At 63.0% G+C, this 19,685-nt stretch carries 16 protein-coding genes; 12 read left to right on the forward strand and 4 right to left on the reverse strand.

What is annotated here, in order from left to right:
• Positions 1-42: 42 nt before the first annotated feature.
• The 9 genes from ABWL43_RS18705 (at position 43) to ABWL43_RS18745 (ending at position 9,011) form a co-directional block, all read left to right on the forward strand.
• The gene (locus ABWL43_RS18705; RefSeq protein WP_015884776.1) at positions 43-903 is read left to right on the forward strand and encodes a branched-chain amino acid ABC transporter permease; all 861 of its coding nucleotides are present in this window, start codon (positions 43-45) and stop codon (positions 901-903) included.
• Position 904: 1 nt separating this feature from the next.
• Entirely contained in the window at positions 905-1,915 is a 1,011-nt protein-coding gene (locus tag ABWL43_RS18710; protein ID WP_145163705.1) for a branched-chain amino acid ABC transporter permease, read from the forward strand.
• Positions 1,912-2,661 (forward strand): ABC transporter ATP-binding protein, encoded by a 750-nt coding sequence (locus ABWL43_RS18715; protein ID WP_404483538.1) that lies wholly within the window; start codon positions 1,912-1,914, stop codon positions 2,659-2,661. Before ABWL43_RS18710 ends, ABWL43_RS18715 begins: the two co-directional genes overlap by 4 nt.
• Positions 2,661-3,356: an ABC transporter ATP-binding protein gene (locus tag ABWL43_RS18720; RefSeq protein ID WP_145163701.1), complete on the forward strand. Its 696-nt coding sequence runs from the start codon at positions 2,661-2,663 to the stop codon at positions 3,354-3,356. The genes ABWL43_RS18715 and ABWL43_RS18720 overlap by 1 nt, the downstream gene beginning before the upstream one ends.
• Positions 3,357-3,369: 13 nt before the next feature.
• Entirely contained in the window at positions 3,370-4,638 is a 1,269-nt protein-coding gene (locus ABWL43_RS18725; RefSeq protein WP_404483540.1) for a Zn-dependent hydrolase, read from the forward strand.
• Positions 4,635-6,035 (forward strand): amidase, encoded by a 1,401-nt coding sequence (locus ABWL43_RS18730; protein ID WP_404483542.1) that lies wholly within the window; start codon positions 4,635-4,637, stop codon positions 6,033-6,035. Before ABWL43_RS18725 ends, ABWL43_RS18730 begins: the two co-directional genes overlap by 4 nt.
• Positions 6,036-6,161: 126 nt before the next feature.
• Positions 6,162-6,404, forward strand: coding sequence for a hypothetical protein (locus tag ABWL43_RS18735; RefSeq protein WP_404483544.1), 243 nt, complete (start codon positions 6,162-6,164; stop codon positions 6,402-6,404).
• An 832-nt stretch (positions 6,405-7,236) separates the two neighbouring features.
• A complete protein-coding gene (locus ABWL43_RS18740) occupies positions 7,237-7,914 on the forward strand; it encodes a sterol desaturase family protein (protein WP_404483546.1) in 678 nt (225 codons plus the stop codon).
• Complete coding sequence (locus ABWL43_RS18745) at positions 7,911-9,011, forward strand: SMP-30/gluconolactonase/LRE family protein (protein WP_404483548.1); 1,101 nt, start codon at positions 7,911-7,913, stop codon at positions 9,009-9,011. Before ABWL43_RS18740 ends, ABWL43_RS18745 begins: the two co-directional genes overlap by 4 nt.
• Positions 9,012-9,057: 46 nt before the next feature.
• Here ABWL43_RS18745 and ABWL43_RS18750 read toward each other — a convergent pair whose 3' ends face one another.
• The 4 genes from ABWL43_RS18750 to ABWL43_RS18765 all read right to left on the reverse strand — a co-directional run bounded on the left by ABWL43_RS18750 (position 9,058) and on the right by ABWL43_RS18765 (position 14,937).
• Positions 9,058-10,500, reverse strand: a complete 1,443-nt coding sequence (locus tag ABWL43_RS18750; RefSeq protein ID WP_404483550.1) for a hypothetical protein — start codon at positions 10,498-10,500, stop codon at positions 9,058-9,060.
• A gap of 250 nt (positions 10,501-10,750) precedes the next feature.
• Positions 10,751-11,815 (reverse strand): lipocalin-like domain-containing protein, encoded by a 1,065-nt coding sequence (locus tag ABWL43_RS18755; protein WP_404483552.1) that lies wholly within the window; start codon positions 11,813-11,815, stop codon positions 10,751-10,753.
• Positions 11,805-14,267, reverse strand: coding sequence for an FtsX-like permease family protein (locus ABWL43_RS18760; protein WP_404483554.1), 2,463 nt, complete (start codon positions 14,265-14,267; stop codon positions 11,805-11,807). Before ABWL43_RS18760 ends, ABWL43_RS18755 begins: the two co-directional genes overlap by 11 nt.
• Position 14,268: 1 nt before the next feature.
• Complete coding sequence (locus ABWL43_RS18765; protein ID WP_145163684.1) at positions 14,269-14,937, reverse strand: ABC transporter ATP-binding protein; 669 nt, start codon at positions 14,935-14,937, stop codon at positions 14,269-14,271.
• A gap of 277 nt (positions 14,938-15,214) precedes the next feature.
• Here ABWL43_RS18765 and ABWL43_RS18770 point away from each other — a divergent pair, with 277 nt between their 5' ends.
• The 3 genes from ABWL43_RS18770 (at position 15,215) to ABWL43_RS18780 (ending at position 19,276) form a co-directional block, all read left to right on the forward strand.
• Positions 15,215-15,889 (forward strand): histidine phosphatase family protein, encoded by a 675-nt coding sequence (locus ABWL43_RS18770; RefSeq protein ID WP_242199521.1) that lies wholly within the window; start codon positions 15,215-15,217, stop codon positions 15,887-15,889.
• Between the two features lie 187 nt (positions 15,890-16,076).
• Positions 16,077-17,732 carry a lipid IV(A) 4-amino-4-deoxy-L-arabinosyltransferase gene (arnT, locus tag ABWL43_RS18775; protein WP_404483556.1) on the forward strand — a complete coding sequence of 552 codons (1,656 nt, stop codon included), beginning with the start codon at positions 16,077-16,079 and terminating at the stop codon, positions 17,730-17,732.
• Positions 17,733-17,758: 26 nt separating this feature from the next.
• Positions 17,759-19,276: an ArnT family glycosyltransferase gene (locus tag ABWL43_RS18780; RefSeq protein ID WP_404483558.1), complete on the forward strand. Its 1,518-nt coding sequence runs from the start codon at positions 17,759-17,761 to the stop codon at positions 19,274-19,276.
• Positions 19,277-19,685 lie beyond the last annotated feature (409 nt).

Raw genomic sequence — 19,685 nt, forward strand, 5'->3', positions numbered from 1 at the left:
CGACAGGGCCGCCCGCGCGGCCGCCTGTCCGAGGGTTCCTGCATGCTTAACCTTTACCTGTTCCAGATCCTCAACGGCCTTGGGCTGGGGATGATCTACTTTCTGATCGCGGTCGGGCTGACAATCATTTTCGGCCTGCTCAACTTCGTCAACTTCGCCCACGGCGCGTTCTTCCTGCTGGGCGCCTACATCTGCTACACCGCCGTGAGCCTCACCGGCAACTTCTGGCTGGCGCTGCTGATCGCGCCACTGGTGGTGGCGGCGCTGGCCTGGGTGATCGAGCGACTGTTGATCCAGCGCATTTATCACTTGCCGCACATGTTCCAGATCCTGGTGACGCTGGGTATCGCGCTGATCATCCAGGAAGCCAGCGTGATGATCTGGGGCCCGGTGGGCAAAAGCGTCGCCGTGCCGGAACTGCTGCGCGGCGTGCTGGTGGTCGGCGACTTCGTCTACCCCTACTACCGCCTGTTTCTCATTGTGTTTTCCGGGCTGGTCGGCCTGGGCCTGTGGCTGCTGCTGGAGCGCACACGCTTCGGCGCCCTGGTGCGCGCCGGCAGTGAAAGCACCGAGACCGTGTCGCTGCTGGGCACCAACATCTTCCGCCTGTTCTCGATGACCTTCGCCCTCGGCGTAGCCCTGGCCGGCGTCGCCGGTGTGCTGTTTGCGCCCTTGCGCGGCGCCCAGCCCTTCGTCGGCCCGGAGATTCTCGGCGTGGCGTTCGTGGTGGTGGTGATCGGCGGCATGGGCTCGTTCAGTGGTGCGCTGGTTGGCGGTCTGCTGGTGGGCGTGGTGCAAAGCCTGATGACCACACTTTGGCCCCAAGGCGCGAGCCTGATGATCTACGGCGCGATGGCCGTGGTGATTCTGGTACGCCCTTACGGCCTGTTTGGGAGAGCCTGACATGAGCGAGAAAAATCCCCTGCCGTTTGCCAAGACCCAATCAAAAGCGATGTTGCTGTGGGTACTGGCGGTACTGATCGGTTTGCCGTTGATATTGCCTTCGGCGACCCTGGCCACCGAGATCCTGATCTTTGCCATGGCCGCCCTGGCCTGCAACCTGCTGCTGGGCTACACCGGGCTGTTGTCGTTCGGCCAAGGCATCTTCTTCGGCGCCGGCGCCTATTGCGCTGCACTGTTGATGATCCACCTGCAACTGGGCCTGTTCCCTGCCCTGCTCGGCGCCGCCGTGGCCGGCGGTTTCCTCGCGCTGCTGGTGGGCGCCCTGGCAATCCGGCGCACCGGCATCTACTTCGTGATGCTGACCCTGGCGTTCAGCCAGATGGCCTACTTCGTCGCCTACACCCTGAGCGACTGGACCGGCGGTGACAACGGTCTGCTCAGCGTGCCGCGCCCGGAAATCCGCCTCGGTGACACCGTGCTGCTGTCGCTGGCCGACGCCCGCGCGTTCTATGGCTTTGTCGCGGTGCTGTTCCTGTTGATCTTCATCGGCGCACGCCGGGTAATCGCCTCGCCGTTCGGCAGCACTTTGATGGCCATCCGCGAAAACGAAACCCGCGCCTCGGCCATCGGCTACGACACGCGCCACTTCAAGATCCTGGTGTTTGTGCTGTCCGGCGCCGTCACCGGCATCGCTGGGGCGCTGTACGCGATGTTGCTGCACTTTGTGCCGCTGTCGAACATCGACCTGGCGATGTCCGAGAACATCCTGATCATGACCATCGTCGGCGGCACCGGTTCGCTGTTCGGCTCCTTGCTGGGCGCCGGTTCCATTGTGCTGCTGGGCGACTTTCTCTCCGACCTGTGGCCGCGCTGGCTGATGCTGCTCGGCATCATCCTGATCCTGGTGGTGATCTTCATGCGCGGCGGTCTGTGGGGCGGGCTGTCGTCACTGTTCGAACGCGTACGCGGCAGCCGCAAGGCCGACGTCGTGACCAAGGAGAAACTGTCATGAGCATCCTGCTGGAAACCCAGAACCTGGAACTGGCCTACGGTGCGTTCCACGCGGTGAACGGCGTCAACCTCAAGGTCGAAGCCGGCACCATCCACACCATCATCGGCCCCAACGGCGCCGGCAAGACCAGCCTGTTTCACTGCCTGACCGGCGAACGCCAGGCCACTGGCGGGGCGATTCATTTCGATGGCCAGAACCTGATGCGCAAACCTGCCCACGCCCGCGTCGGCCTGGGCATGGCGCGTTCGTTTCAGCTCACCAGTCTGTTCCAGAACCTCAGCGTGCGCGAGAACCTGCGCCTGGCCGCCCAGGGCCGCGACGGAGCGCGCGCCCTGAACTTCTGGCGCCGCGTCGACAGCAAGCGCGAGCACCTGGAAATGGCCGACCAGGTACTCGAACGCCTGCAACTCACGAGCCGCGCCGACACCCTGGCCGGCGAGTTGTCCCACGGCCAGCAGCGTGTGCTGGAAGTCGGCATGTCGATCTGCTCCAAGCCAAAACTGTTGATGCTCGACGAGCCCACCTCGGGCATGGGCATCGATGACATCCCGATCATGACCCAGTTGATCAGCGACCTCGGCCGCGACCACACGGTGCTGTTGATCGAACACAACATGAGCATCGTCATGTCCATCAGCCAACGCATCACCGTGATGAGCCACGGGCAGATCCTGGTGGAAGGCACGCCGGAATTCGTGCGCGCCGATGAACGCGTGCGCATTGCTTACCTGGGAGAGGCCGCCTGATGCTGATCGTCGAGAATATCCATTCCTACTACGACAAAAGCCACGTACTCGAAGGCGTGTCGCTGACCGTCAACCCCGGCGAGCTGGTGACCCTGCTCGGCCGCAATGGCGCCGGCAAGACCACCACGCTGCGCAGCATCCTCGGGATTATCTGCCCGCGCCAGGGCCAGATTCACTTCAACGGCCAGGCGCTGGTGGGCCAGAAGATCTTCGAAATCGCCCGCCAGGGCTTGGCGCTGGTGCCGGAGAACCGCGGGATTTTCCGCCTGCTGAGCGTCGAAGAAAACCTGCGCATCGCCGTGCGCAAGACCAGCCGCTGGCAGCTGGACGACGTGTACGGCATGTTCCCGCGCCTCAAGGAACGCCGCAAAAACGCCGGCCACGCGTTGTCCGGCGGTGAGCAACAGATGCTCGCCATCGCCCGCGCGCTGCTCAACGACCCCAAGCTGCTGATCCTCGATGAACCCACCGAAGGCCTCGCGCCGGTGATCGTCGACGAACTGGTGAAAATCCTGCGCAAGGTCAAGGACGACGGCCTGCCCGTGCTGCTGGTGGAACAGAACCTGATGGTCTGCGACAAGCTCGCCGACCGCCATTACGTGCTCGAACAGGGCCGCGTGGTGTACGAGGGCAGCGCCGCTGCCTTCCGCGCCGACCCAAGCATCAAGAACCGTTATTTGGCCCTGAGTGCCTGACCGGAGAGTGCCCATGAATAGTTTTGCGCAACCGCTCAAGAGCAACGCCCCGCTGATCAACCGCGACCGCCTGTGGCAATCGCTGATGGACCTGGCCCAACTGGGCGCCACCGTCAAAGGCGGCGTGTGCCGCCTGGCGCTCACCGACCTCGACCGCCAGGCCCGCGACCTGTTCGTGCACTGGTGCGAGGCAGCTGGGTGCAGCGTCAGTGTTGACGCCATCGGCAATATTTTTGCCCGGCGTGCCGGGCGCAATCCCGCCCTGCCCCCAGTGATGACCGGCAGCCATATCGACACCCAGCCCACGGGTGGCAAGTTCGACGGCTGCTACGGCGTGATGGCCGGGCTGGAAGTGATCCGCACCTTGAATGACCTTGGCATTGAAACCCAAGCACCGATCGAGGTGGTGGTGTGGACCAACGAAGAAGGCTCGCGTTTTCCGCCGTGCATGATGGGCTCCGGGGTGTTCGCCGGTCAGTTCGACTTGCAGGAAACCCTCGACAAACAGGACGAGCACGGCCTGTCGGTGGGCGCCGAACTACAGCGCATCGGCTACGCCGGTTCGCGCGCGGTGCTTGGCCACCCGGTAGGCGCGTATTTCGAGGCGCATATCGAACAAGGCCCGGTGCTGGAAGACCAGGCCACCACCATTGGCGTGGTCATGGGTTGCCTGGGCCAGAAGTGGTTCGACCTGACCCTCACCGGTGTCGAAGCCCACGCCGGCCCCACGCCCATGCACCTGCGCAAGGACGCCCTGGTCGGCGCCGCCGAAGTCGTCAGCGCGGTCAACCGTATCGCCCATCAGCAACAGCCACACGCCTGCGGCACGGTCGGTTGCCTGAGCGTGCACCCAGGCTCGCGCAATGTGATTCCCGGCCAGGTGCACATGACCATCGACCTGCGCCACCTGCACGCCGACAGGTTGCAAGCCATGGTCGATGAAGTGCGCGGCGTGATTGAAGCCACGGCTGCACGCCACGGATTGACGTTTGCGCTGACGCCCACCGCCGACTTCCCGCCGCTGGATTTCGCCCCGGCCTGCGTCAACGCCGTGCGTGACGGCGCAACGGCCTTGGGCTTGAGCCATATGGACATCGTCAGCGGTGCCGGGCATGACGCGATTTTCGTCGCCGAACTCGGCCCGGCCGGGATGATCTTTGTACCGTGCGAAGGCGGCATCAGCCATAACGAAATCGAAAACGCCGCGCCGGATGACCTGGCAGCAGGCTGCGCGGTGCTGCTGCGGGCCATGGTCAACGCGGCGCAGGGGGACCTGGCATGAGTGAGATGGGGCAACTGACAGCGGTGCAACTGCTGCAGCATTTTCGCGACAAAAGCCTGTCGCCGGTGGAGGTCACCGAAGATGCTTTGCTGCGTATCGAGCGCTACAACCCGGTGGTGAACGCCTACTGCCATGTCGATCCTGAGGGTGCCTTGCGCGCCGCGCGCGCTTCGGAACAACGCTGGCTCAAAGGCCAACCCTGCGGCGCGCTGGACGGCGTGCCCGCTTCGATCAAAGACCTGACGCTGACCCTTGGCATGCCCACCCGCAAGGGTTCACGCACCACCTCCGCCGACGGGCCGTGGGACGTGGATGCGCCCTTCTCGGCCCTGATGCGCAAGGCCGGTGCGGTGCTGCTGGGCAAAACCACCACCCCGGAATTCGGCTGGAAAGGCGTCACCGACAACCCGTTGTACGGCATCACCCGCAACCCGTGGGACACCCGCACCACCGCAGGCGGCTCGTCCGGTGGCGCGGGCGCGGCGGCGGCGTTGAACCTGGGCGTGCTGCACCAGGGCAGCGATGCCGGTGGCTCGATCCGCATTCCGTGTGCGTTCACCGGTACCTTTGGCATCAAGCCGACCTTCGGCTACATACCGCAGTGGCCGGCCAGCTCGATGACGATTCTGTCGCACCTGGGGCCAATGACGCGCACGGTGGAAGACACCGTACTGATGCTGCAAACCGTCGCGCAGCCGGATGCGCGCGATGGCCTGATCGGTGCGCCACGGACCACGCCGTGGCTCAAGCCGGGTGCGAATTTGCAAGGCTTGCGTGTGGCCTACAGCCCGACCTTCGGTTATGTGGATGTCGACCCGCAGGTGGCCAACGTCGTCGCCCAAGCCGTGCAAGGGTTGGTGCAACTGGGCGCGCATGTCGAGCAGATCGACCCGGGTTTCACTGACCCGCTGGAGGTGTTCAGCACCTTATGGGCCGCCGGCGCCGCCCGCCTGACCAGCACGATGAGCGAGGCGCAAAAACAGCTGCTCGACCCCGGCCTGCTGCGTATCGCGCAACGCGGCGAACAGCTGAGCCTGCGCGACTTCAACGACGCCCTCGAAGCCCGCGCGGCACTGGTGGCGCGGATGGCGGCGTTTCATGAGCATTACGACGTGCTGGTGTCGCCGATGATGCCCATCACTGCGTTCGAGACGGGGCACAACGTACCACCGGGTTCGGGCCTGAACGAATGGATGGAGTGGACGCCGTTTACCTATCCCTTCAACCTCACCCAGCAACCGGCGGCGTCGGTGCCGTGCGGGTTGGCGGCGAATGGCTTGCCGGTGGGGCTGCATGTGGTGGGCGCGCGGTTTGCCGATGAGCAGGTGCTGCGGGTGTGTCAGGCCTATGCCCATGCGTTCCCCACGGAACACCTTAAGGCACCTCGGGTGTTCTGAACTGCGGCGTTCAACCGCGGACTGCGGTGTGCATCGGCGGTTGCGCCTGGCTTATAATTCGCGCTTCATTTTTTGTTGCGCGGGTTGTTTCAGATGCTATTTACAAGGACCGTTCTGGCGAGTGCAGTGCTCGTCCTCCTGCCCATCGTGGCCCACGCTGCAACGCTGGATTTGACCTACGAAGCGCCCGTCACCGAGGCCGCGCCACAGGCTGCACCGGCGACGGCCAAATCGTTGTTCCCCATCAAGACCCAGGCGCCGGTGACCTTCGGCTACCACTGCAAGGGCCCGCGTTGCCAGTATGAAGATGACCTGGAGCCGCGCCACGAGGACCAGACCACACAGAGCTGGTCCGTCGGTATTCAATAACGATCAGGCGGCTTTTTGCTGGGATGCTATTAGCGGTGGGGGGTTTTGGGGGCGTATCCGTTATTGGGTGATGGCTGAGGTTGGTTTCGCCCTTACGGCGAGTCACTTTGGAAAAAAAGCCCCAAAGTAACCAAAGAGCTCTTGCCCCACCACTCGGCCAGCGTGGTTTAACGGGGCGCCTAAGATCAAGATCAAGATCTACAGCACGGCGGCCTGACAGCCGACCTGATCTTTGAAGGCTGAACTCAATCAAATGTGGGAGCTGGCTTGCCTGCGATGGCATCAACTGGTTATGCCTGACACACCGAGGTGCCTGCATCGCAGGCAAGCCAGCTCCCACAGAAAAGCAAAGCAGTGCGGTGGTGGAGGCTGAACTCGGTCAAATTGTGGGAGTGGGCTTGCCCGCGAAGGCGGTGGGTCAGTGACACATGAGCTGACTGACACACAGCATTCGCGAGCAAGCCCGCTCCCACATTTGGATCTCTATGCATCAGGTAGATGGGTTTCGTTTGTACTCGGTCAAAGGTGGGAGCTGGCTTGCCTGCGATGGCATCTATTGGTTATGCCTGACACACCGAGGTGCCTGCATCGCAGGCAAGCCAGCTCCCACAGAAAAGCAAAGCAGTGCGGTGGTGGCGGCTGAACTCGGTCAAATTGTGGGAGTGGGCTTGCCCGCGAATGCGGTGGGTAAGTGACACATGAGCTGACTGACACACAGCATTCGCGAGCAAGCCCGCTCCCACATTTTGATCGGTGTACTGCGCAAAAACTCGCACATTCCCCACCAGCAACTAAGCTCAGCCTCCAACAAAAAAATACCGAGCTGACCGCCATGGCCCACCCTACCGAGACCTTCCGCACCCGTTATCGCGCGGCCATAAGCCGCCATTACCACCCATGGCTGCACGCCGGTTTCGTCCTCGGCTATGGCATTTTCTGCATCACCCTCGCCTGGTCCTCCACCGAACACATCACCCCGCTGCAGTGGCTGACGGTGCCCCTGACCCTGGTGTTCTTCAACCTGTGCATCTACCTCGTGCACCGTCACCTCGGCCATCACAAACACACGCTCGCCCGACTGTTTTATGCGCGGCACACCGGCGACCATCACAGTTTCTTCACGCCCGGCCACATGACCTACGACAGCCTTCGGGACTGGCGCGTGATCCTGTTCCCGGCGTGGCTGATCGTGCTGCACAGCCTGGCCATCACCCTCCCCGCCTGGTGGATGCTCAAGCAGCTGAGCCCCAACATCGCCGGGCTGTTTGCCGGCTGCATGATCCTCGGTTACTTGCTCTACGAGGTGTTCCACGCCTGCGAACACCTGCCTGTCAACCACCGCGTGGCACGCCTGCCGTGGATCCGCCAGATGCACCAATTGCACGCCCTGCACCACCGCCGCGAACTGATGCAGGGGCGCAATTTCAATATCGTCCTGCCGCTGATGGATTACCTGTTCGGCACTCTGCACTGGGAACCCAACGCCCACGACAACCAGGAACAGTCATGAGCCACCGCCGTCAACATCTTCGTCATGGGCTGTTCGTTGTATCGCTTGCGCTGATCGCCTTTCTGCTGTTGATGCCCACCCAGGTACAACCGGTGAACTGGGCCCCGCCCAAGGCGCCCTCGATGACGGACGGCACCTACGCCGAGAATCAGCGGCTCAAGGCGGTGCAAAGAATCGGCGCCTCGGACATCGCCGGGCCCGAGGCCTTGCTGCTGGATGCCCAGGGGTTTCTGATCAGTGGCCTGCAGGACGGGCGCATCATCCGAACATCGCCCGACAGCCACACCCTGGAAGTGTTGGCCAACACCGGCGGACGCCCGCTCGGCCTGGCGTTGCACCCGGATGGGCGTTTGATCATTGCCGATGGGGTCAAGGGCTTGCTCGCGCTGGATACCAATCGGCAACTCACGCCGCTGAGCAGCAGCGCGAATGGCTTGCCGTTTGGCTTTACCAATGACGTGACGGTTGACGCCAGCGGGCGCTTTGCCTACTTCAGTGACGCGTCAAGTCGCTGGGGCTACGGCCAGGATGGTGAAGCCGTGATTGAACATGGCGGCGATGGTCGGCTGTTGCGCTATGACTTTGCCACCGGCCTCACCGAGGTGTTGCTTGACCAACTGCAATTTGCCAACGGTGTGGCGCTGGGGCCGGATGAGAACTATGTGCTGGTGAACGAAACCGGCGCCTACCGCATCAGCCGCTACTGGCTCAAGGGTGAGCACGTGGGTAGCCACGACCTGTTTATCGACAATCTGCCAGGCCTGCCGGACAACCTCAGCTTCAACGGCAGCGATCGCTTCTGGGTCGCGCTGTATTCGCCGCGCAACCCGTTGCTGGATGGCTTCGCCGGCTATCCGTTGCTGCGCAAAGTGATGGTACGGGCGCTGATGGTGGTGCCCAAGCCCATCGAGCGTAAGGCTTTTGTACTGGGGCTGGACACCGACGGCAAGGTCATCGCCAACTTGCAGGATGGCAGCTCGGGCAATTACTCGCCCATCACCACCGCGCGTGAATACGGCGACTGGTTGTACCTGGGCTCGTTGAAGAGCACGAGCATGGCGCGCCTGCCACTGAAGCAGGCACTGGCCCGCGAATGAAAAGGGCAGCCCGGATGGACTGCCCCTTCATGCTTGCGTCAATGGATCAGTGGATGATGTCCTGGGTGCAGATGTGCCCGAAGGTCACGTACGCCACATTGTCACCGCCCACCCCCACACCGGGGAACTCGTCCAGCTCGATACGCCAGCCGCCGAAGTTGAAGGTGGTGTCCCAGTTGTATTTCACGCCGGTGCTGCTGTCCGGGTATTGCACGCGGTAATCGCCGAAGCATTCACCGAGCGCGGCGCTGGCCAGGGAGGTGCCGGCGCTGTTGGTGCTGGCCTTGAAGTCGGTCCAGTGGTACTCGGCGCCCACAAAGCGCTTGTCAACGCGCAGCACTGGCGTAACCCCCAACAGAGGCGCGCCCGTGGAGTCGGACCAGTGGGTGGTCCAGTTCAACGTGCGCGCGGCCTGGGTCGCCATCCAGAATATCGAGGCCGGCACCCGCACGATGTTGTCGCCCTTCACATCCGACGCATTCAACCGTGGCGTAGAGCCAAGGCTCAAGGCGTACGGCTTGGTCGGGTCTTGTGCCACGCCCGGGTTGGCACGTACGCGCACCTTGACGGTGGTGCCCGGCGTGACGCTCGGGTAGGTCGATGTGGAACCGGCCGGCACGGTGACCCAGTTGGCACCGTCGAAGCGCTCGAAGAGCCACTGGTTGCGGCTGCCATTTTCATCACCCGCCAGGTACATGCTCACGCTTTGGCCGCGCACCGCCTTGAAGTCGAAGTAATCAACGTCACTGGCGTTGTCGAGGTTGCCGGTCACCTTGTTCATCGAGTCCGGCAGCGCAAAGGCATTTTCCGGTGTGTCGTTGGGCTCAAAGGCGTCGATGTTGGTGTCCACCGCCACGCCAAAACTGAACTGCGCGTTGGTGGCGGTCTTGGCCACCATGAACCAGTAGTAATCGCCCGCTGGCAGGATGCCGCCCAGGTATTCATCGGCATTGCCTGGGTTATCGGACGTATCGATCAGTTGCGGGTTGCCCTGGCCGTCATCGCGGAACAGGCTCAGCGACATATCGGCGCCGGCGCTCTGGTTGATCAACTGCACCAATACACGGGCGTTGTGCGGCAGGTTGAAGTGGTACGGAAACTCCTGGCCTGTTTGCACCTGGTCGATGGTGTAGAGGGTGTTGATATCCAGGGTCGGAAACAGCGGCTCAAAGGCGGCGACGGCAGCACTTTTCAGGTTGGCCTGGCTCGGCTTTTTCAGCTCGCCGATGGCAGTGTTGAACGGTGCGGACTTGGCCGCTTTGCCAGCGGGTTTTACCTTGGCGTTTTTGGCGTCCAGCAGCTTTTGCAGCAACTCGTCCGGGATCGGCACGGGCGTCAGCGTGCCACCCGGTTTCAGCGCATCGATCACGCCTTGGTTGACCGTACCGGGGTTGAGTATCGAAAGGGTTGGCTCGGCCAGGGCAGAGGCCGAAATAAAGCAGGAGGCCATCATGGCCGCGCCCAGCATAAGGGCTTTTGTCGGTTTCATTTTTTATCCATCCATAGTTAAAAAATTGAAGCTCAGGTGATCGGTGACATCCGGTCACCTGGGATGGAATGTAGAACATGGCTGTATGCATGTACAGTATTTTTATGGTTTTTTCACGCTCGGTTTGAACCGATCCAACCCCGTCGGCTTACCAGGCACACCAATACGGCCCGGACACAAGTTCAGGCGCGCGCACTCACATTGGGAAGTTGCCTATCCGGCAGAGAAAAAGCGCCTGCACAAAGGCGCGTTAATACCCGGTCATTTCCAGATACCCCACCCCGCCCTCAAACTGTACCGGCCCTTCCCAGTACGGAATGCTCAGGTTCATCCAGGCCTTCGGGTTGACGGCCTGGGGTGTGATATCCAGATGCTTGCCGGGGATTTTCAGTGACCAGCGCGTCGGAATGCGGCGCCCGTCGATCGCGGTGGTGGTCAGTGGCGTGAGCTGGATATCGGCGTTGTGCAGCGTCTCGGTGCGGCCCTGTTGATCAATCCAGGTGCCGGTGAGATAGCCCGCGCCGTCTGTTTGCCGAACGCGAAACAGCATCAACTGCTCGCCGCGATCCAGGTGCAGGGAAAACCAGTCCCAGCCGGTCTGACTGGCCGCCAGTGGTTGGCTGCTCCATTCACGGTCGAGCCACGCCGGGCCGCTGACCTGATAGGTGATGCCGTCGATGCTGACAGTGCCGGTCGCGTTGAAAAACGGCTGGCTGTAGTAGTACGACGCCTGGCCCTGATCGGATTTGCGGCTGTAGCCGTTGTCACCTTGCAGCACCAGTGGGCGGCTGGAGGTCAGGTGCAGGTCGTAGGCAAATTGCGCGCCGCCGGCCTTGAGTTGCATCTGCGCCAGAGGGCTTGCGGCGCCGGGGCGGGTCGCGAAATTCCAGTCGTCGATCCAGGCGTTGAACGGCACCGCCTGGGCGCCGGCCTGGCCGATCCCGCCACGCGCGTAGCGTTCGGCAGCGTAATGGTGAGTGGCGGAGGTGACGGCGGCGTGGCCGAGCCAGATCGTGGAGTCGTGCCAGCCGGGCTGCGTCGGCCCCGCCTTCAACGCGTTGCGAAACAGCGTCCATTGCACGCCGAACACATTGCCCTGGGCATCCTTGAGGTTGGCGGTGACGTACCACCATTCAATGCGAAAACCGTCATGGGGGCCATGGTCCTCGGGAAAACTGAAGACCTTGCCGGGCACCACCTGAGCAAAGTCCGCCGCATCGCTGCCCAGGCCGGCGAAGCTTTCCGGCGGCGCGGGGGCTTTGTCGCACGCGGCCAGCAACAGCAAGGCGGCCCACAACCACGCTTTAATCTTCATTGGCAAACGTCCTCAGCAAATCCGCCGGGCGACTGCGGTACAACTGCCACAACGGCCAGGCCGAGGCCAACAAGGTGGCCAGCAGCGCCAACCCCAGCAACTGAGCAAGCTGCCACGGGAACACCTGCAATGGCAGGCGCCAGCCGAATGCCTGCACGTTGATCACCGCGTCCAGGCACCACGCCAGCAGCAGGCCCAGCGGCAACGCCAGCACCAGGGTCAGCACCGCCAACAGCCAGGTCTGGCCCAGGTTGAGCAACATCAATTGCCGACGCGTCACGCCCAGCGCCCACAGGGGCGCGAGTTGGCCCAGCCGGCTCTGGCTCTGGGTGAGCAGGCTGATAAACAGCGCCACGCCGGCCACGCCGAGGGTCAGGCTGTTCAAGGCGGCGGTGGCGGCGAAGGTGCGTTCAAACACCTGGCTCGACCAGCCTTTGAGTTGTTGCTGATCGACGATGCGGCTGTCATCCAGGGCAAACGTGCGCTGCACCTCGTGCACCAGCGTTGGCACCTTTTGCGGCTGCACCCGCAGGTTGAAGCGGGCCGGTGTCAGCGTCGGCCAATGCGCCAGCAGGTGCTGCGAATTGACCAGCAGATGGCCTTTGGGGTTGCCGTAGTCGGCGTAAATCCCCACCACCTTGGGCGACCAGAGCCCCTGAGGCGTGGGAATCGCGACGGCATCGCCCAACTGCACCTTCAAGCGCCTCGCCAATTGTTCGCTGAGCATGACCGTGTCGTCTTGCAGCAACTGGTCCCAAGGCGTGCTTGCCGCCTCCAGCAACGGCCAGTGCTGGCGGTAGGTCGGGTCGTCGACCACGCCGAACACATCCGCCGGCCAGCCCTGCAGTTGCACGGCAACCTGCCAGGTCGGTAGCACCGCCTGCACCAAGGGTTGCTGCGCCAACCACGTCGCGAGTTGCTCGGCCTGAGCCGGGTTTTGCGGGTTGAGGTACAGCTCCGCCGTCAGGCGCTGCTCCAACCAGTTATTGAAGGTCTGGCGAAAGCCCGAGGTCATGGAGCCCGCGCCGATATTCGCCGCCAGGGCCAGCAGCAAAGCCATCAGCGCCAGGCTCAAGGCCGGCAACTGCTGGCGGCAGTCGGCAAGAAACCACTGGCCGAGCACGGAGCGGCTACGCCCGAGCACCGCCGTCAGCAGCCCATTGAGCACCACCGGCAAACCGAGTGCCGCGCCCAGCAGCAAGGCGGCCATCAACACAAAACCGGCCGCCAGGCTGTCGCCCAACCCTAGCGCCAGCAGTGCGATGACCAGCGCGGTAGCCGCCACCCAACCCTGGCGTCGCAACCAGCGCGCGTGCGCGTCATGCCAGGCCTGGGCATTGGCCAGTGCCAGCAGCGGCAAGCGCGCCGCCCGCCACAGGCTGCTGCCGCCTGCGAGCAGCGCGCCGACGAGGCTCAGGCCCAGCCCGGCCATCCACCACCACGGGCTGAGGCTCAACTGGCCCGGCACCTCGGCGCCGTACAGCCCACGTAAACTTGCGGCGACATCCGGCAGCAGCAGGCTAGCCAACAGATACCCGCTGGCGACACCGAGCACACCGCCGAGCAACGACAACACGCCGAGTTCGACGCCCAGGCTGAGGATCAGCATGCGCGCGCTGACCCCGCAGGCGCGCAACGTACGCAATAACCCGCGCCGTTGTTCCAGCGCCAGGCCGATCGCGGCGTGGACAATAAACAGCCCCACCACAAAGGATAAAAAGCCCAGGGCGTCGAGGTTCAAGTGAAAGCTTTCGGTGAGGCGCGCGAGGTTGTTGTCTTCACCCTGCTTGAGTTGCAGCGCGGCCGGTGGCGTGGGATGACCGGCGGCAAAGGCTTTGTCCAGCAGCAGGCGCGACAGTTGCCCCGGCATGCCCAGCAGCGGTTGGGCAAAACCGATATCGGTCAGTAACAGGCCCGGAGCCATGTCCTGCTGAACCTGCAACGGTGGCAAGGCGTGCCCGCTCGCGGTCAGCGCTTGCTCGCCCTCATGCAACCCCAGGGCCGCCAGGGTTTGCGGTGCGATCCAGGTACGCCCCGGCGGGTTGAAAAACGCGATCATTTGCGCCCGGCTCAACCGCTGCCCCGCCACCGCCCCGCCGCCGGGCAACGACAGCGGGTCGATGCCCATCAGTTGCAGGCGCAGGTCCTCATGCCCCTCGAGCTGCAAGCGGCCCTGCACCACGGGCGATACCGGCCACCCGGCGCGGCGCAGCTCGGCAAACAACGCCTGGGGGAAGCTGGCAGCGTCCGGCGCACTGAGGCTGGCTTGCGGCTCACCGCCGATCAATTGGCTGGCGCGTGCATAACTGTCCCGCGCCTGGCTGTTCAGCGCCTGCACCCCGGTCAACAGTGCGGTGGCCAGCCACAGGCCGGTCAACACGCTGAAAAACTGCACCGGGTGACGCCGCCAATGGCTCAGCAGTGCGCGCAACGTCCAATAAAAAACGCTCATCTCAACGCGCGTCCGCGGGCACGACACGGCCGCGATGCAGTATCACTTGCTGGTCCAGGCGCGCTGCGATGCGCGGGCTGTGGGTGACCATCAACAGGCTGGTGGCGCTGTCACGCAGCAGGTCCAACAGCAACTGCAACACTTCATCGCTGGTGGCTTCGTCCAGATTGCCGGTCGGCTCATCGGCCAGCAGCAAGCCGGGGCGCGAGGCCAGGGCGCGCCCCACCGCCACCCGTTGCTGCTGGCCGCCGGACAGTTGCTCGGGGTAACGCTTGAGCAAGTCGCCCAGCCCCAGGCGCTCCACCAATTGTGCCTGCCACTGCGGATCAAAGCGCCCTGCCAGCCGCGCCTGGAACGCCAGGTTGTCCTCGACGCGCAAACTGCCGATCAGGTTGAATTGCTGGAACACCAGGCCGATTTCGGTGCGCCGCCAGTGAGCCAGCTGCGCCTCGGTCAGTTGATCCAGGCGCTGTGTGCCAACCTGGATGCTGCCGCCGTCCACGCGGTCGAGCCCGGCCACCAGATGCAGCAGCGTGCTTTTACCGCTGCCCGACTCGCCCATCAGCGCAAGGCTACTGCGTTCGCCCAGGTGCAAATCGACGCCCGCCAACACCGTCAGCGGGCCCTGTGGGGTGGCGTAGCTTTTAAGGACACCGTGCACCTGCAACATAAGAGCGCTCACGTGAAAGACTGCAAACGAGAATAACGGCTCATTGTCGCGCCCACGCAATTTTTTCACATTGATTTCACCGCCCGCCTACCCTCGCCCCACTAAATTGCCCACCACACGCCAAGGGCCGGCAACTCGTTAGTTGCCGGCCGTGGCCACTTTTAACCGCTGGATGTTCAGCGAAAAGACAGCAGCCCTATGACAGCCTCTTGCTTAACTTCGGGCATCCGTCGAAGCGTTGCGCCTACTTCAATAAAAACAGTGCAGTACAGTGCCCATGGTGAATGATGTGGTTGACCTTACCCTGACCAAACCGCGCTCGCGCCGCGGCTATATCAAGTGGTTGCGAAAGTGGTGGGCGGGCCTTGCAGTCATCGCGCTGCTGCTCGCCGGCTTCCTGCTGTGGCCCTCATCACCGCGTGACCTGAGCGTGGGCAATCGCTTGCTGAGCTCGCAAGTGCTGCCCAGCTGGCGCGATGGTGACCTGATCGTGCTGGTGCGCCATGAAGAGCGCTGCGACCGCTCGACGAACCCCTGTTTCGGCGGCCCCGAAGGCCTGACAATCGTCGGCACCCAACGCGCGCAAGAACTTGGCAAGGCCTTCCTCAAACTGGGCATGGAAGGCAGCGACGTGCTTGCCAGCCCCGCATTGCGCACGGCCCAGACCTCACACTTCATGTTCGGCAATGCAGAGCTGACCTCCGGGCAGCAGGCGATCTGCGGCGCGGCCATTGGCGAAGAACTGCTCAGCCACAAGCAGCCCGGACGCAACCTCGTATTTGTCACCCACAGCGGCTGTATTGCCGACTTCGAAAAGACTCTGGGTTACCCGCGCGCAGCGTTTCCCGAGTACGGCAGTGCCCTGTTCGTTCGGGTCAAGGCCAACGGCAAATTCGAGACCCTGGGCATCATGAACAACTCCGCGTGGCCCGCCGTCCTGAAACAACTCTAGACACTTTTTTACATATACCCACCTGTATGTTCAGCAAACCGACAGCCCTCTTCTGGCATGTTTAACTGCGCCTGTTACTTCAGGACGTCATGAATATTTTCAGTGACTTAGTGAACTTAGTGACTCTTTCTACTATTACTTACATGCCTCAGTACTCCACCGTTAAACGTCAAGGAGCGACGTTTTGATGACCCGTTTGAAACCTCTGCCGCTACTGTTGCTGGCCTTCGCCGTGTTCTACCTGTTGCCCTTGGGGCTGCACGGTTTATGGATCCCGGATGAAACCCGCTACGCCCAGATCAGCCAGGAAATGCTGCTGAGCGGCAACTGGGTGGCGCCTCATTTCATGGGCGTGCGTTACTTCGAAAAACCTGCCGCCGGCTATTGGCTGATCGCCATCGGCCAGTGGGTGTTTGGCGAAAACCTCTTCGGGGTGCGCATTGCCTCGGCCTTGACCACGGGCCTGAGCGTTCTGCTCGCGTACCTTATCGCCCGCCGCCTGTGGAACGACCCGCGCAAGAGCTTCGCCTGTGCCCTGCTCTACATGAGCTTCGGGCTGGTGGCGGGGCAAGCGGGTTACTCCAACCTCGATCCGCAATTCACCCTGTGGGTCAACCTCAGCCTGGTTGCTCTGTGGTTCGCGCTCGACAGCCGTACCCCACGCGGCCGGCTCGGCGCCTGGGCAGTGCTGGGCGTGGCCTGCGCCATGGGGTTCATGACCAAGGGCTTTCTGGCCTGGCTGTTGCCGGTGCTGATCGCCGTGCCGTACATGCTTTGGCAGCGACGCCTGGGTGAATTGTTGCGCTATGGCCCGCTGGCAATTCTGGTGGCGGTGGTGCTGTGCCTGCCGTGGGTGTGGGCGATCCATCTGCAGGAACCGGACTACTGGCGCTTCTTCTTCTGGCACGAGCACATCCGCCGCTTCTCCTCCAACAATGCCCAGCACGCCAGGGCCTGGTGGTTCTTCCTGCCGATCATGGTGGTGGCGTGCCTGCCATGGGCGGCGCTGTTGCCCGCGACCGTGGTCAACGCCTGGAAAGACAAAGGCCAGCCAGCGATTATTTTTCTGGCCTTGTGGCTGCTGCTGCCGCTGGGTTTTTTCAGCCTGAGCAACGGCAAGCTGCCGACCTACATCATGCCGTGCCTGCTGCCGCTGGCGTTGCTGATGGGGCATGCGTTGATCGACCTGATCAACCGTGGCAAAACGCGCAGCCTGCGCATTAACGGCCTGTTCAATTTCGCCATCGGCCTCGGCGCGATGGCGACCCTGATTTACCTGCAAATCGACAAACCGCTGTACAGCAACAGCCACGCCGAGATGTACAGCCTGTCGCTGACCTTCATCGTGTTGCTGGGCTGGATCCTGGCAAATCTGCTGCAAGCCTTCCGCCCGCTGACGCTGTGGGCCATGCCTGCGCTGGCCATCGGCGTGCTGGTGGCGCTGCTGCCTGCCGGCATGCCGCAAGAGGTTACCGATACCGAAATGCCCGACCAGTTCGTGCTTGAGCATCTGGATGAACTGCAACAAACCCATGCTTTGATCAGCAATGAACTGGGTTCGGCCTCGGCTTTGTCCTGGCGCTTGCGCCGCCCTGACGTGGCGTTCTACGACACAGAGGGCGAGCTGCGCTATGGCCTCAAATACGCAGATTCGGTGCACCGCAAAGTCAGCTTTGAAAATGTTCAGCCCTGGCTGAGCGAAGCCCGCCAACAAGGCTCGGTCGGCGTATTGATGCGCGTCAGAAGCACCAGTGAACATCGCGAAGAAGGGCAACTGCCACCCGGAGGCCAGCGCTATCGCAAGGGCGCCATGCTGCTGATCATCTATCCCAAACTTCCTTGACGTGATGCCCACCGTGAGAGCCGCCGATGAATTTCTGGAAAACCGAACGCGGCGCGCTGGTGCTGCTGCTGGGCGTCTCGGCGTTACTCCTGCTGCTGGGTCTGGGCAGTCGCGATTTGTGGGGGCCGGAGACCCGTTGGGCCAACATCGCGCTGCAGATGCTGCAAAGCGGTGACTACTTCGACCCCTACCTCAAGGGCGCACCGTATTACGACAAACCGCTGCCCTCTTATTGGCTGATTACCGCGTGCGCCAACCTGATGGGCGGGCTCGGCCCGCGGTCGCTGCGCCTGTCGTCCGTGATCGCGGCCTGGCTGAGCATCTGGCTGGTCTACCTGCTCGGCGAGCGCCTGTTTCGTAAAGGCACCGGGCTGATTGCCGGCTGGATGCTGGCGACCACCTTCTACTTTCTGTTCTGGGCCCGCGTGGCCACAGCCGATGTGCTGACCGTGTGTGGCGTGCTGTCGGCGGTCTGGTGGTATTGGCGCGGGCCGGATGACACGCGGCTGGGACGCTACACGGTATTTTTCCTGCTGCTGGCGGCAACGTCGCTGTTCAAAGGCTTGATCGGCTTTGTGTTGCCGGGCCTGGTGCTGTTGCCGCACTTGCTCAGCGAACACCGCTACCGGCGCCACCTCAACCTGCGCCTGCTGCTGGCCATGCTGATCGCGGCGGCGTTCTATTCGATTCCCTTCGTGTTGTCCCACTTTTACGGGGCACCCACCTATGGCGAGAGCGGCCTTGAACTGGTGTTCAAGGAAAACGTGGTGCGCTTTTTCGACCCCTTCGACCACATGGGGCCGATCTATACCTACCTGATCTACCTGCCCGCCTACACCCTGCCCTGGGCGCCGTGCTGGTTGCTTGGCCTGTGGCTGGCGCTGCGCCATTGGCGCCAAACGCCGCCCAACGTGCGCTGGCTGGTGTGGGGCCTGGGTCTGCTGTTTGTGTTCTTTACCGCCAGCGGCAGCCGCCGCAGTTATTACGTGTTGCCCCTGGTGCCTTTCGCCCAGCTGCTGGCCGCCTGGTGGCTGAGTGAGCGCCTGCAACAACAACCGGCCCGTTGGCCGCGCTGGCAGAAGGCTTTTGGCATCACCGCCGGTGTGTTGCTGCTGGTGCTGGGCGTGGTCTACCCCTGGACCACCGGCAACGGCGGCGTCACCCGATTCGCCGAGGATGTGCACGCCCAGGCGGTGAAAAGCGCGCCGTGGAATCAGTGGCAGATGGTGCTGGTGGAAGTCGACAACAAGGTCCCGATGTACCTGCAAAACGGCGGCAAGCCGTTTTACTACGTGAGTGAAACCCAGGACTTCCCACGCCAGGGCGACAGCGCCGCCCTGATGGCCTGGCTGGAAAAAACCAGCGGCCAGGGGTTCGACCCGCAGCACACGATCATCGTCGCGCAATACTCAAAGGAAGACCCGACGCCGTTGGCCTACCTGGGCACGGATCATCAGGTGATCACCACGCAGCCGGACAATGGCGAGCGGCTGTTCCAGAAACGTTCGGGCGGCAGCGTGGCGTTTATTCCTGTGCCACGCTGACAGGCCCACTCAGGCGTTGCGGGTCTTCAGCTGTGCGTTGAACATGGACAGGCGACGGGCTTGGTGCGCTTGGTAGTGGGTCAGTGAGTTGACTGAGCTGGCGTGTATATCCGTTATTGGGTGATGGCTGAGGTTGGTTTCGCCCTTACGGCGAGTCACTTTGGAAAAGCCCCAAAGTAACCCAAGGGCTCTTGCCCCACCACTCGGCACCTCGCCTAGGCTCGGTGTGCCCTCACGCAGGCTTTGGAGCGTGGGCCGCCGCGATGGGCCATCCATGGCCCAACACGGCTAAACCGGCGTCCTGCCGGTTTACCCACGCTCCAAAACCTGCGTTCGGCCATGGATGGCCCGTCGCGGCGGCCCACGGATTCAAGCCGGAGTGAGGGCATGCCGAGCCTAAGCGAGGCAC

The sequence above is a fragment of the Pseudomonas sp. HT11 genome (genome assembly GCF_044875395.1).
Classification (GTDB): Bacteria; Pseudomonadota; Gammaproteobacteria; order Pseudomonadales; family Pseudomonadaceae; genus Aquipseudomonas.

Coding starts and splice junctions, on each gene's coding strand:
- ABWL43_RS18705 (WP_015884776.1), top strand. CDS start 43: ATGCTTAACCTTTACCTGTTCCAGATCCTCAACGGCCTTGGGCTGGGG.
- ABWL43_RS18710 (WP_145163705.1), top strand. CDS start 905: ATGAGCGAGAAAAATCCCCTGCCGTTTGCCAAGACCCAATCAAAAGCG.
- ABWL43_RS18715 (WP_404483538.1), top strand. CDS start 1,912: ATGAGCATCCTGCTGGAAACCCAGAACCTGGAACTGGCCTACGGTGCG.
- ABWL43_RS18720 (WP_145163701.1), top strand. CDS start 2,661: ATGCTGATCGTCGAGAATATCCATTCCTACTACGACAAAAGCCACGTA.
- ABWL43_RS18725 (WP_404483540.1), top strand. CDS start 3,370: ATGAATAGTTTTGCGCAACCGCTCAAGAGCAACGCCCCGCTGATCAAC.
- ABWL43_RS18730 (WP_404483542.1), top strand. CDS start 4,635: ATGAGTGAGATGGGGCAACTGACAGCGGTGCAACTGCTGCAGCATTTT.
- ABWL43_RS18740 (WP_404483546.1), top strand. CDS start 7,237: ATGGCCCACCCTACCGAGACCTTCCGCACCCGTTATCGCGCGGCCATA.
- ABWL43_RS18745 (WP_404483548.1), top strand. CDS start 7,911: ATGAGCCACCGCCGTCAACATCTTCGTCATGGGCTGTTCGTTGTATCG.
- ABWL43_RS18750 (WP_404483550.1), bottom strand. CDS start 10,500: ATGAAACCGACAAAAGCCCTTATGCTGGGCGCGGCCATGATGGCCTCC.
- ABWL43_RS18755 (WP_404483552.1), bottom strand. CDS start 11,815: ATGAAGATTAAAGCGTGGTTGTGGGCCGCCTTGCTGTTGCTGGCCGCG.
- ABWL43_RS18760 (WP_404483554.1), bottom strand. CDS start 14,267: ATGAGCGTTTTTTATTGGACGTTGCGCGCACTGCTGAGCCATTGGCGG.
- ABWL43_RS18765 (WP_145163684.1), bottom strand. CDS start 14,937: ATGTTGCAGGTGCACGGTGTCCTTAAAAGCTACGCCACCCCACAGGGC.
- ABWL43_RS18770 (WP_242199521.1), top strand. CDS start 15,215: ATGGTGAATGATGTGGTTGACCTTACCCTGACCAAACCGCGCTCGCGC.
- arnT (WP_404483556.1), top strand. CDS start 16,077: ATGACCCGTTTGAAACCTCTGCCGCTACTGTTGCTGGCCTTCGCCGTG.
- ABWL43_RS18780 (WP_404483558.1), top strand. CDS start 17,759: ATGAATTTCTGGAAAACCGAACGCGGCGCGCTGGTGCTGCTGCTGGGC.